Source organism: Opitutaceae bacterium (assembly GCA_041395105.1).
Taxonomy (GTDB): domain Bacteria; phylum Verrucomicrobiota; class Verrucomicrobiia; order Opitutales; family Opitutaceae; genus B12-G4.
In genome coordinates this window covers 99,657-112,918 of the sequence record JAWLBB010000003.1, presented here as the reverse complement: position 1 = coordinate 112,918, position 13,262 = coordinate 99,657, and the positions used below count along the sequence as shown (strand labels likewise).

Here is a 13,262-nt window from a genome sequence, read left to right as displayed (position 1 = left end):
ATCTGAAGCATTTGCCGGTTACAAAGCGCCAAGGAGCGCTAATGTTTTTCATTCTTGAACGTGACCCGCGCATTCTATTCGATCAGATGGTGGCCTACTACGTCCGCAAGGGCTACCCCTGTTCCCATCTCCAGCCAGGAGTTCCAGATCGGGCTGGCGCAGCGCTTCATCGAGCGTGACGGCATGTATTTCCTTTCTGATCAGGTTGCCGAGTACGACAAGAGCAGCATTCGGTATGGCAGGCCCGGTCAGATGTCTCTATTTGTTTCAGACGAAGCCTCAGCAATTGATTGGCTGCGAAACGTCCTCCATACCAAGCCGCAAACATCTTCGGATATAAATCCCCAGTTTATGAAAGAATTGAGTGGCTGGCAAAAGTACGAAAAGCCACTGGACCTCCGCGATCTGTTGAACCAGAACTTCCTATGTTACAGCGGCGATGGGAAAGTTCCTGAGCAAATTCACGCCTATCTTTCCACGAATTGGAAGGATCTGCGCAACCTCGCCAAGGACGACCCTGTCTTGATCGGCAAGGCCAAAGACCGCTGGTATGTTCCAGATCCCAATAAGGCCGGTGATCTAGAGAAACTCCGTGAGCGGTCCCTGCTGAAGGAGTTCTGGGAATACCTGCCCGAGGGATTCAAGCCAGATACGGACTCGACCGAGGCAACGAGTTGCCCGGCCTCTCTGATACCCGGGCGAAGGTACTCAAAGGAAGGCGGATCAAGATCATCCGCACGGAGGCTGTCCGCGTAGGATTTCGTAAGTGTTGGCAAAAGCAGGACTACCGCACAATCATCGCTGTCGCTAAGCGAATTCCCGAGGATGTCCTCCAGGAAGACCCTAAACTGCTGATGTGGTACGACCAAGCGCTGACTCGACTAGGGAGGAATGATATGAAGCTGTCTGAAATCATTCTCAAGAACTACCGCGGTTACCTGGGAGAACACCGTATCAGCCTTGGCAGCCTCACTGCCTTTATTGGAAGGAATGATGCTGGAAAGTCATCCATTTTTGACGCCTTGGCCGTTTTTCTTCGGGCATTCCCTCGGCAAGTGCGACTTTAGTGATGTGTGCGTGAAGGCGGGGGATGCAGGGGAAATGCGGATTGATGTATTTTCGAGGATTTCCCTGCGGAATTAGTGATTGATGCCACATCAAAGACCTCTTTGCTGGACGAATACCTGTTGAATGCGAATGGGCATTTGGAGATACATCAGGTCTTCGCCTTCGCGGATAAGGCCATTAAACGGCCCAAGGTGTTCGCTATCGCCAACCATCCACAAGCTGAAGGATTCGACAGTCTGTTATCGAAGAAGAATGTTGACCTGAAGAAGCAGGCGGCAGCCCTCGGTGTATCGGATGATGTGGACAAACGGTCGAATTCCGCCCTTAGAAAGTCAATCTTGGAAAATGTGCGGATCTCCAACTCGGCCCGACCGAACTGCAGCTGGACAAGGAGGATGCAAAGGCGATCTGGGAACAGCTATCCAAATACCTGCCGGAATATGCGCTGTTCTGGAGCGGACCGGCCATCGACAGATGAGGATGCTGAGGTCCAGGACCCTCTCAAATTCGCTATCGGGCAAGCCATAAAGGAAGTGCAGGAGGAACTGAATACCGTTAAGGAGAAGGTGCGGGAAAGAGCGTTGGATGTGGCCGGCCGGACCCTGACCAAACTTGCCGATTTCGACAAGGCACTCGCCTCTGAGCTGAATCCTCACTTCAAAGCAGATCCGAAGTGGGAAGGGGTCTTCAAGCTGGCTCTCACTGGTGACGACGAGATCCCGATAAACAAACGCGGTAGCGGTGTGCGAAGGCTGGTTCTGTTCAGCTTCTTTCGAGCAGAGGCGGAACGTCTGCGGGAGGTGAACGATAAGGGCAACATTATCTATGCCGTTGAAGAACCTGAGACGGCGCAGCACCCAGCAACCAGAGAAAGGTGGTGGAAGCACTTCGAACGATTGCGGAGTCTGACGGCTGCCAGATACTGCTAACGACACATGTGCCTGCACTGGCGTCCTTGCTACCCGTTGAGGCCATCCGTCACATCTCCCCCTGCGAAGAAAACGGCCGAAAGGTGCAAGTTGCGCTCGATGAGGTCATCGCCCAAGTAGTTTCCGATCTGGGCATCATTCCAGACAAACGAGCGAAAGTGCTGCTCTGCGTTGAAGGCCCCCACGATCTACAGTTTCTCAAGCGTATCAATGGAATTCTCCGGCAAGAGAACGAAGACGTTGTCGACGTCTTTTCCGATCCGCGGGTTGCCATGGTGGTTTTGGCGGCATACCTTCGGGAGTGGGTCAACGAACACTACCTGCGGAATCTCAACCTCCCGGAGGTTCACATCTACGACCGGGACGAGGAAAAGGCTGGAAAGTTCAAGTATCAGGGTGCTCATGACGCTGTCAATGCCCGTGGCGACGGTTCCGTCAGCTTCCTTACAGGTAAGCGTGAGATGGAAAACTATCTACATTTGGATGCCATCAACGAGGCCATGAACGCGGCTGTCCCAGCGCCATTTTCTTCGTCCTGACAGACGATTGTGACGTTGAGATGGAGATCAAGAACGCGCTGGGTGGCCAGAAGAAGATCCAGCGTAGATCTATCAAGCACTGGCTGAATGAAGACGCCGCAGACCGTATGACCGTCGAGCGCATGAAGGAGCGCAACGCTTACGACGAGATCAACGGATGGTTTGACGAGATTGGCGCCAAGGTCAACTGATGGCAAAGAGACGCATGAGCATTGATCTGGCACCGAAGGCTACTCAGGTTCTCCGAAACCTGGGCTCCTTTCACTCGCATTTGGTGCGATTCAATCCCAACAACAGCAGCTGGTCAGGTTAGCGAAGCATGACAAACGGAGAATGGCTATACAGCACAGAGCACCGCCAACCCTGCCTGGTAATCGAAAGGCAGGAAATTTGGGGGCGGTCGTCCTGTCGTGTCTGGCTGCCGTCCACCGATGCCACCGTTCGTATTGATGCCAACCTCCTGAAACCCCTCTCAGAGGCGGATGGTTGGAACAAGGAGCGGCTTTGCTATCTTGCTGCAGCTGCCAGAATCGCGGATGCCCTGAGCGAAGACGTGCTGTTGGCACCATCGAAGCGCCCGTCATCCCCTCCCGCACCAGATCAAGGCGCTGGCGCAGGCGGTTTCCGGTGACCGGGTCCGCTACCTGCGCCCTGACGAAGTCGGTCTTGGGAAGACCATTGAAGCGGGCTGATCTCCGAGAGCTGAAACTTCGCGGCTTGGTGCAACGGGTGCTCGTAGTGGCTCCCAAAGGCCTGACAGCACAGTGGGCCAGCGAGATGCAGATCCATTTTGGGGAGACGTTTCGAGTCATTTTGCCAGAGGACCTCCAAACACTGCGTCGCATGACATCGGACCGCTTCACGGCAGACGTCCCGAACGGGAGCAGTCCATTTCCGTCACCTGGAGGTCGGAGTGGAAATATTTCCAATGTATGGACGATGTTTCCCCAGGTGATCGTGCCGATGGATTCGGTGAAGCCGGTCGAAAAGCGCCGGGGATGGACCAAGGGCGACCTCGCGGATTACAACCGGCAGCGTTTCGATGACCTGGTCTCTGCCGGCTGGGACCTGGTGATTGTAGATGAATCGCATCGCCTGGGCGGGAGCACGGACCAGGTGGCCCGATTTAAGCTCGGCAAGGGGCTTGCGGAGGCGTCTCCATACCTTCTGTTGCTTACGGCAACGCCTCACCAGGGTAAAACGGACGCCTTCCGCCGCATTGTGTCGCTGCTCGATGAAGGGGCCTTTCCAGATGAAGCGAGCGTGACCCGTGATCGCATCGCACCGTACGTGATCCGGACAGAAAAGCGACGGGCCATCGATGCCGAGGGGAACCCTCTATTCAAACCTCGTCGCACTGTGATGCTGGCGGTGGCATGGGACGACCGGCACCGCGACCAGGAGCGGCTTTACGAGGCTGTCACGACCTACGTTCAGGAAGGATACAATCAGGCCGTGCGCGAAAAGCGCAACTACATCGGGTTTCTCATGATCCTGATGCAGCGACTCGTGACCTCCTCTACGTGTGCAATCCGAACTGCCCTGGAAAACCGCCTGGAAGCCTTGCGCGAGCCGGAGGCACAAATGACATTCTTCGAAACGCTTGAGGCTGAGGAGTGGACCGATCTGGACGGCCAGGATCAGCTCGAAACCCTGATCCGTACTCGCTTCAAGGCCTTGAAGAACGAGCAGGAGGAGGTGCGTGTCCTGCTGAACGCGGCCAGGCAGGTCGAGCATACAGGCCCCGACGCCAAGGCCGAAGCAATGCTGAACCTGGTCTATCAACTTCAGCAGGAGGAAGGAGAGCCGGACCTCAAGGTGCTGCTCTTCACTGAGTTCGTTCCCACGCAGAAGATGCTTTCAGAGTTCTTTGAAGAGCGAGGCATCTTGACGGTCCAGATCAACGGCTCGATGAGCATTGACGATCGACTGCGAGCGCAGCGGAAGTTCGCCGGCGATACGCGCATTCTGATCTCGACCGATGCCGGCGGCGAGGGTCTGAATCTTCAGTTCTGCCATGTGGTTGTCAACTACGACATGCCCTTGAACCCCATGCGGCTGGAGCAGCGTATCGGCCGTGTCGACCGTATTGGGCAGCCGCACGTTGTGCGGGCGATCAACTTTGCTTACGAGGATACAGTGGAGTTCCGTGTCCGAGAGGTATTGGAAGCCAAGCTGGCAGTCATTCTGGAGGAGTTCGGGATTGATAAGACGGGTGATGTGCTGGATTCCGCTCAGGCTGGACAGATCTTTGACGACCTCTACGTTGAATCGATCCTGAACCCCGAAGGAGTCGAGGAGAAGGTCGCAACGGCCGTCAAGCGAGTACGCGAACAGGCCATGGCCAACAAACAGGCGGCTTCGCTTCTAGGTGAATCCACGGCTCTTGACCCAGGGATGGCGCGGGAGTTAGCGGATCATCCTATGCCGCACTGGGTCGAGCAGATGACCGTCAATTACCTGCAATCTCATGGCGGACGGGCATCCCGGAATGGGCCCGGATGGGAACTCATCTGGCCGGACGGCCATGAGATGAAACCGGTCGTCTTCAGCGCCAAGGAAGCCACGAAGTTGCCCGCGGCCATTCACATGACGCTGGAATCTCCGAGGGTTCGAGGGATTACCTCCGGTCTGCCCCGATTCATTATTCAGCAACCGGCTCCGACAATCTGTGTTCCCAATCTTCCGGCCAACGTGAAGGGCTGCTGGGCTCTGTGGAGGATTCAGATTCATACCGAGGGCTGGAGTCATCGACGAATGCTGCCTGTCTTCCGTCAAACAGATGGACGAATCCTCGCCCCCACGGCGAGGCACATCTGGGATCAAATTATGTCCGGGCACTTTGATGTGGCAGGTGGTGTCGGTCACGGCGTGGATGAGACGCTCTTTCAAGAGTTGTGGACAGCCGCCTCTGAAAATGGGCAGCCCGTCTTCGAGGATTGTGTGCGTAAGCACTTCGACAAGCTCCGGCAGGAGGAAGAGAAGTCCAATTACTCATTCGAGGCCCGGAGGCGGATGGTCGGCCGCATCGGCCTTCCTGAGGTGCGGGCGTACCGCCTGGCCCAGTTGGATCGAGAAGAAGCCGAGTGGCGGAGCGATTTCAATCGCAGGCAACATCTCAGCCCTGAGCTGGTTCTTCTTGTGATCGCAAACGTTGAGGGCAAATCATGAGCACTTGGCGGGATACGATCCTGAAGGAGTTTCCCAGTCAGGTGGCTCGCCTGACCCTGGTGGCCGACCCCGATGGACTGCTGACGGAAGAAGGTGTCCTGCAGGGTCTACGAGAGCGGGGATTTGACCTCATCGAATTCGAAGACCCCATTGCTTTCCGGTACGCTTACGAATCGAAATACCGTGCACGGTGGGACAGAGGTGAGAATACCGACCTGGTTGTTGTGCTACGATCTCGGGAACAGGATCTACGCAAGCTGCCGTATGATCTCTACACGGCGGGGCGCAAGCTATCGTTCAGCATCCCAGCGATCTTCCCGAATCTGAGTTACCCCGTCGTCGAAGCACTGGGCGCAAAGCACTTCGATTCCCTGTTCCGGGCCCAGGAGCAGTACAAGCCGGCGCGAATGGGCAGTAACCAGAGCGCGGACTTCATCCTGCTGCATGTCTTCGAGACGGAACCAAAGCTCATTCAGAAGCCGGCGCAGCTCCTGCATTTTCTGATGCGGAAGCACTACCGCGACAAGGTCATACCCTCTCGCATGGTCGACCGATTCGTTGAGGTGCTCAGGCAGGGCGGACATTTTGATGATTGGCCACTTGAGCAGATCGTGGCAACCAGCGCCGATTTCTACGCCTTCATCCAAGAGCGATGGGTATTGAGAGTTCAGTCAGAAGCCGCCGCCAAGGGACAGCAGGTCAAGGAGTCCAAAGAAGAAGGCTACGGATTGAAATTCCCCGGCCCCACGTCTCTTCCCTTTGAGCACGACGATGTTCGCGTCTACCTGGATAACCTGTTCAGCGAAGGCCTGCTAGATCCCGTCGAGTGGCCATCACCGGTTGCACTAGCCGACACATGGCTGCTTGTGGGCGTTTCCAAGGGAGCCGTAGAGGATCGACAACGGCGCCTGGATCACGCTCAGAGCAGGCTGGCCGAAAGCATTCCCAACGAGGGAGCGTCCTACCAGGAATGGATGACCTATGCGCGCACACTGGGTGACTTGAGAGCCTTAATGCATCTTTCGGTGCGAACAGGGAGGTTTCCGAAGGTGATGGTTCAATGGACCAGTTATTCCTATCCTGGCTGCTTAGCCATTACGGGAGCCGTGTGCAACCAACCCTCAACGCCCCCGGTGATGGTTCACCATATACCGAAAGCCATGTCGGCACTCATGAGCGATGACCACGGCGCACGGCTTGCCTTGGTGGTCATTGACGGGATGTCCATGGGCCAGTGGTCGGTGATTCGCGAAGTCTTGCGTGATCAGGATAAAAGTATCCGATTCGAGGAGCAGGCTGTTTTCGCTTGGATTCCCACTCTTACCAGCGTTTCCCGCCAAGCGATCTTCTCGGGGAAGCTGCCCCAGTTCTTCCCCGAAAGCTTCTACGGTACATCAAAGGAAGGCAGCCTCTGGAAGCAGTTCTGGGCGGAAAGAGGGTTGGACGCCGGCGCCGTCCAGCATATCGCCGCACTCGGCCCATCCAAAGACCAGGAGCTCCTTACCCACATGGAGGACGACCGGTTGAAAGTGCTGGGAGTTGTCGTGAATACAGTTGACGACATCATGCATGGCATGGTGCTGGGCTCATCCGGTATGTACAGCCAAGTGGAGCAGTGGGCCCGGCAGGGGTATCTGCAGACTCTGCTGAAGAAGCTTGTGGCTCACGGGTTTAGGGTCTTTCTCACTTCCGACCACGGGAATATTGAAGCACGGGGCATTGGGAACCCATCGGAGGGATCCACTGCTGAGACGCGCGGCCAGCGAGTTCGTATCTACAACAGCCCTGAGCTGCGTTCAAAGATAGCCCGGGAAATGCCTGAAGCCTCCTGTTGGCCACCGATCGGCCTCCCTCCTGACGTCTTGCCTCTTCTCGCCCCGACCGGCTCTGCATTTATCAAATCGGGAGTTGTCACAGTCTCGCACGGTGGCGCATCGATCGAAGAAGCCATTGTCCCATTTGCAGCAATTTCAGGAGATCGCTAATGGCCGCAGCTCAACCAGTTGGATTCAGTCAACGAATACAGCTCCCGTGGCTCGAATTCACGGCCCAATTAACACTGGCGGGCAAGACCCACAAAGAAGCCAACAAAGCCCTGCAAGAACACCTCAGTGATAAGCTGTCGGTGGGTCATCAGGTGCAACGGGGCAACCGAGAAAAGGCGATCACCATCCTGCTGAAGATCTGGCATACACCGCCAGCAGACCTCATCACGCTTCGAGACGATGGCCTGGAAATGCTCCAGCGGCTCCCATCGGCTCAGCACTTCGCCCTCCACTGGGGAATGTCCATGGCCGTCTATCCCTTCTTTGGTAGCGTGGCCGGTGTGGTTGGGAAGCTCCTCCGTCTACAAGATCAGATAACCACGGCGCAGGTACAACGACGTATCCGCGAGCAGCTCGGCGAGCGCGAAACGGTCGCTCGCGCTGCTCGGCGAATCTACCGGATGTTTATTGACTGGAAAATTCTTATTGAGACAACCAGAAAGGGAGTCTACAAAAGGCCTACGTCAATCGGCCTTCCGACTACATACCTGACCGGATGGCTATATGAATGCCTTATCCGTTCAAACGGTGGCGGCTGGACTCCAAAGAACTCACTTCCCGGCCATCCCTCCCTTTTCCCATTCAGGCTGAACAGCTCCCCACGCGAAGCCCTTCAAGGGAGAACACGCCTTGAGTCAATCACACAAGGACTCGACGAGGAATTAATTCATGTAGTTTCAAATTCCTAAAGATGCAAATCACCTACGCGCTGGGTGTCCCTACAAAAACCCTCAATCGTTGGTCCTAACCCATTGCGTGAGGTCCCCAAAACCGTACAATATATGAACGTACTAGATCCAGTTATATTTTTTGCAAATCTATTTTGCTTTGCAAGGATCAACGGTAAAATCTTGGCGGACGAAATTAAGATTCTAGAAGCATTCCAAAAGGAGTCTGGACTCCCCAAGCTAGCGTTCAACCAGGCATTCAAAATTACAGAAAAGCGCCTGCACACATTTTCACCAACGGGGACACTTGGAGACCGGGTAAAAAATCTCGAATATATGATTCGCTATACAAACAGGTCAGAATCCCCAAGCCAAGAGGAAACAATCGCCATCCGGGAATTCTCGGAACTGATTGGGCTCACACAGATTCAGTTAACGGCCCTTATTCAAGAACTACAAGCCGACTGCGAATATCGACCAAACAGCGTATCTCCGACTAGGACCTCTACCAATCAGCCTATCCGAAATCCGGGGCGGCCTGGATCCAAAACCTTTATTCGCCAAACAAATATTGCACCAGAGATTCCAGAGGGAATTGTTATTGAGTTTGCAGACTCTCAATCAGGATCGTTTCTACAGGCAATAAATATAGCTAGAGCAAATGAGAGTTACAACTCATATATGCTAAAGACAAAGTCGTGGCACAGGGTTGTCTTTCCTTCGGATTCCTCTGTTATCGGCCCTGCCACTGGTCCCTTTCACTTGCACAAATGCGCAGTAAGCGTGTCTTTCTAGATAAAGTAGAAGAGGCATGGGAAACCGTGTTCTGGTTCTCGCATTGCGCATCGGATAGGCAAAATGCATTCCGTCCGAATAATTTCTGTTTTGGGGTCGAACATGGCCATAATCTATGGGGATGCATGAGGGCAGGCGTTCACTGGCGATATAGCCTTTCAAAGATGGGTAGTTGGAAAGGGGGAAAATGCTGGCAAAAGGCGAAACATTTGGCACTTTGATAAGGGAACGAATTCGCCATGAGATAACAAAAAACCTTCATCGTTATAGATACTGTCCACACATTGATTGGAAGCTGATTGAGGCAGCTATCCACCAACTACCGGACTCTGTTAACCCTGAAAACGACAGAGATTGGACCTATAACGAAGCCTATGGAGAAATAGAGGGAACAGTTCCATTTTCCGAAGTTGAGAATTACGACGGCGAGGAGATCGATCGTGTATGAAAGGCGGGCTAATGGAGTGCGTCCAGAGACGCGAATTTGTTCTTTAGAATTCTTCCAAGCAGCGGCGGCTGCGTGGCCGACCAGATTTGGATGTTGGTGAAATCTCTCCAAATCGATCCGCGGTGGACATATTTAGAGACGCAGGGCTGAAGAAACAACTTCGATTGCTGATCGAAGCCTTAGTCACAAGTCCCGAAGAGACATCATCAGCAAGTTGAGAGGGTCTTTTTAAGGCTTGGAGAAACGGTCAGGTCTAGTTTACAATCCTCTTAACCGAACTTTCTTATGGTTGCGAATCCCGAGAACCTAGTTGAGCTACATAGGCAAATACTCCAGATTCCTTTCTGATGGACCGTTGGACTGATGAATCTGTGGCAAATACAAAGTCAATCAGGGGCCTCCATTTTTCCCATAAAGCATTTCAATGCCTCCTGCAAGGCAACCAGCGATCGCATGAACACTGGCTTAACATCTTCAATGTTGTTGCAAGAACATTTCAATTGCACCAAAAACATCGTCTTCGACAGCGTAAACCTTTGCGACCTTTACCTTCGAGTTCGCGAAATTTGCTGCTTCTAGGACCTTTAGCATTTCTTCGGCACTCTCGATTACCCAAACGACCGTAACCACTAAACAAAAAAATCGAGGATCTTCATCGTCAAATACTACACGGAAGGGCAATCCTTCAAAGTCAAAGAGGACCCCGTCGTCAAAGACGACTGGAGACCTCCATCGCTGAAGTGCCTCCACCATGTCTTCTATACTGGTAACTTCATATTCTTCTTGTTTAGAGGATGCGTCTAGTGTAGACAGAGTGTTTACTCGAATGTACCTCCTTTTGCGAGTTTATTCCTGGAAGGGTAGTTCATTTTTTCCTTTGTAAACATATTCCTAAAGCTTCTTGATCGTCGTTTTTTTTGGCCTAAGAAGTTAGTTATTTTTTTGTAGGAGATGGTTTGCATATGCCCGATCAAAGTCGCGGATGCCGAAAGGTTAGACCTCTAATATTGGTTTTATCTGTGCTTTGGTGATATGAATACCATCCTTTTTTTGGATTTTGAAACTTCCGGTCTCCCTAGAAAGGGCGAGGGTTTTCCGAGGGCCGTTTCAATTGCTTGGGGAATTGCTGGAACAGACAACGGAATCGTCGACCTACAGTATCATGTGATTAGGCCTGACGGCTTTACCATTTCGGCTGAAGCTACAGCCGTTCATGGAATCAGTCAGCGGAAAGCGCTCGAGGTCGGGATCGGGATTCGTTCAATCGTGGATCAGCTCGAAGCGGTTCTCAACAGGTATCGTCCAAGCCAGCTGGTCGCCCACAATCTGAATTTCGACCTGCACGTGATCTCCCATGAGTGTAAACGAATGAACCGGGCGTGTCCAATTGAGGGATTATCTGAGTTTTGCACGATGAAGCATTCGACTGAACTCTGCGCAATACCGGGATCCCGCGGAGGTTACAAATGGCCGAAACTGGAAGAGCTTTACCAATTCCTTTTCGGGCGAAATGTGGCCGGCGCCCACAACGCTTTGATCGATGTCTGTGCGACTATAGAATGCTACCAGGAATTATCGAAGAGAGGGAGAATCGGTGACGGTGTGCCTCTGCGGCAGATCGGTAACATCAACCAGTTCCTAGCCCGGCGTCAGTGTCACCCCTAGATTTTCGCTTAATGAAGGACAAAGCGACCAGCGAAGTTGAACCCAAGGCCCATTATCGGATTTACGTAATACGCCTGGATGATTCCGTTCTCGAACTGAAGAAGTTCCGCGACGTCAATCCAAGCTACCGTGAAGGAAAGCCATGTTATTACGTGGGTATGACTGGGAAACCCGTTCGGGAGAGATTCAAACAGCACATCGCTGGGTATAAATCTTCCAGGATGGCTAAGAAATACGGGAAGTGGCTCGCGAAGAGCAAGATGCGAGGGATCGGAAAGCTCACTTACGAGGAAGCGGTTGAGCGGGAGCCCAAATTGGCGGAGAAGCTCCGACAGAAGGGGTATGGTGTCTGGCAGCACTGATGTGCAGATTCGCAGCAGGCGGATGTCAGCGAACTCTACGATCCTGGAACGGAGCGGGTGTTTTCTTTGAGTCGGCTGAAGAGATTGAAGCGCTCCATCTGATCGATGGTGGAGCAGGATGTTGTAGCTAAACGTGGATCGGCGACCACTATCGCTAGGCGCTGGGCGCGGGAGATTGCCACGTTAATTCGGTTGAGGTCCAGAACGAATCCGATCCCACGGGGTCCTGACTCACCGGGACTGGTGCAGAGCGAGATAACCACTACGGCAGCCTCTTGGCCTTGGAATTTGTCAACCGAGGCGACCTTGGCGCCGTCTGGGAGTGCCTCCTGGAGCCACTTTACCTGCATGTTGTAGGGGGCCACGAACAGAATGTCATCTAGCTGAAGGGGTCTGAGTCGTTCACCGTCCGCCAGTTGGGATAGCAACAGCTCTTGGGTCAGTGCGACGACTTTCGCAACCTCTTCCCGGCTAGCTTGGGAATTGCCGTCGTGCTGGACCGGGACGAATAGAATCCCTCCATCGGCATCTCCTGGGACGCCGGATGGGGTCAGTCCAAGTATTCATGAGTTTTCCGGAGGGGCCGATTGGGTCAGTCCTCTCGGGGCTGTCGCTCAAATCAGTTCGGTGAACGGATGAGTTCGGAGGGGTTCGTTGAGAGTCCGACTTCGGGCATCCGCAAAAAGGAGACGCGAAAGGCCATTCCGATTCGGGCAACAGGCCCTCGCCGTTTGTAGTCGGAACCAAAGATGCATGCTGGACGGACATCGAATCCCGGAATCCCGAACCTAAGTTGAATGAAATCGCGACGCCGGGAGTTGCCTCCCCCACCACCGGCGTTGAAGGTAGAGGCAACTGATCCGATAGCAAATAAGTGGCTAACAGACGGGAATCGTTGGGGGATATTCTGGTCAGTGCTCCCTTCTGGGTGAGTCTCCTTCTGGGGGCAGGCACCTACGGCGTCGTTTCCTTCGGCTTGCCTCTTCTCGGGTCTGGAACCTTGATTGCTGATTCGATCCAGGCCGGTGCTTACACCCTGGGTTGCCTGGCCACCCTACCCTTTCTCGTTCTCTCGCTTCTTTCGCTTCTCTTCAGGCTCCGGTGCCGCCGGCTGGCTGGCGGAATCATTTCACTGGATTCCCTCCGAGACTTGTCCTGGAAGTCATTTGAATTCCTGGTCGGCGAGGTTTACCGGCGCCACGGGTACCGGGTCGATGTCTCCCTCGGAACCGGACCAGATGGCGGGGTCGATCTCGTGGTCCGAAAGGAAGGCGAAACCATCCTGGTCCAGTGCAAGCACTGGAAGTCACGATCCGTCGGCGTTTCGGTGATACGGGAAATGTTTGGACTCCTGACCGCCAGAAAAGCCAGCCGCGCGGCGATCGTGACTTCAGGCACTTTCACTCAAGAAGCCACCCGCTTCGCAGTTGGAAAGCCTGTCGACCTGATTGATGGTGCCTCCCTCGTGAGGCTGATCCAGGCCACACGGGCCGATTCAACAACCACGGCCCCCGTAAATCCCCCTTCCTCACTTGGAACTGTCGCCGAACCTATTTGCCCTAAGTGCGGCTC

General features: G+C 54.0%; 12 protein-coding genes. 11 read left to right on the top strand and 1 reads right to left on the bottom strand.

The features are described 5' to 3' along the window. The first annotated feature begins 54 nt into the window (after positions 1-54). From R3F07_12010 to R3F07_11960, 11 genes are all read left to right on the top strand, one after another. Positions 55-756 (top strand): hypothetical protein, encoded by a 702-nt coding sequence (locus R3F07_12010; GenBank protein MEZ5277098.1) that lies wholly within the window; start codon positions 55-57, stop codon positions 754-756. Between the two features lie 386 nt (positions 757-1,142). Continuing rightward, positions 1,143-1,997, top strand: a complete 855-nt coding sequence (locus R3F07_12005) for an AAA family ATPase (protein ID MEZ5277097.1) — start codon at positions 1,143-1,145, stop codon at positions 1,995-1,997. A gap of 8 nt (positions 1,998-2,005) precedes the next feature. After that, complete coding sequence (locus R3F07_12000) at positions 2,006-2,536, top strand: hypothetical protein (protein ID MEZ5277096.1); 531 nt, start codon at positions 2,006-2,008, stop codon at positions 2,534-2,536. A 20-nt stretch (positions 2,537-2,556) separates the two neighbouring features. Then, positions 2,557-2,727: a hypothetical protein gene (locus R3F07_11995; GenBank protein ID MEZ5277095.1), complete on the top strand. Its 171-nt coding sequence runs from the start codon at positions 2,557-2,559 to the stop codon at positions 2,725-2,727. A gap of 436 nt (positions 2,728-3,163) precedes the next feature. Further along, positions 3,164-5,707 (top strand): DEAD/DEAH box helicase, encoded by a 2,544-nt coding sequence (locus R3F07_11990; protein ID MEZ5277094.1) that lies wholly within the window; start codon positions 3,164-3,166, stop codon positions 5,705-5,707. After that, positions 5,704-7,692, top strand: coding sequence for a BREX-3 system phosphatase PglZ (pglZ, locus tag R3F07_11985; GenBank protein ID MEZ5277093.1), 1,989 nt, complete (start codon positions 5,704-5,706; stop codon positions 7,690-7,692). Before R3F07_11990 ends, pglZ begins: the two co-directional genes overlap by 4 nt. After that, positions 7,692-8,441: a hypothetical protein gene (locus tag R3F07_11980; GenBank protein MEZ5277092.1), complete on the top strand. Its 750-nt coding sequence runs from the start codon at positions 7,692-7,694 to the stop codon at positions 8,439-8,441. The genes pglZ and R3F07_11980 overlap by 1 nt, the downstream gene beginning before the upstream one ends. A gap of 93 nt (positions 8,442-8,534) precedes the next feature. Then, positions 8,535-9,215: a hypothetical protein gene (locus tag R3F07_11975; protein MEZ5277091.1), complete on the top strand. Its 681-nt coding sequence runs from the start codon at positions 8,535-8,537 to the stop codon at positions 9,213-9,215. Between the two features lie 187 nt (positions 9,216-9,402). Beyond that, positions 9,403-9,663 carry a hypothetical protein gene (locus R3F07_11970; GenBank protein MEZ5277090.1) on the top strand — a complete coding sequence of 87 codons (261 nt, stop codon included), beginning with the start codon at positions 9,403-9,405 and terminating at the stop codon, positions 9,661-9,663. A 1,032-nt stretch (positions 9,664-10,695) separates the two neighbouring features. Then, positions 10,696-11,328 (top strand): 3'-5' exonuclease, encoded by a 633-nt coding sequence (locus R3F07_11965; protein ID MEZ5277089.1) that lies wholly within the window; start codon positions 10,696-10,698, stop codon positions 11,326-11,328. 11 nt (positions 11,329-11,339) lie between these two features. Further along, on the top strand, positions 11,340-11,690 hold the full coding sequence (locus tag R3F07_11960; GenBank protein ID MEZ5277088.1) for a hypothetical protein: 351 nt from the start codon (positions 11,340-11,342) through the stop codon (positions 11,688-11,690). A 1,162-nt stretch (positions 11,691-12,852) separates the two neighbouring features. Here R3F07_11960 and R3F07_11955 read toward each other — a convergent pair. Beyond that, positions 12,853-12,990, bottom strand: a complete 138-nt coding sequence (locus R3F07_11955; protein MEZ5277087.1) for a hypothetical protein — start codon at positions 12,988-12,990, stop codon at positions 12,853-12,855. Positions 12,991-13,262 lie beyond the last annotated feature (272 nt).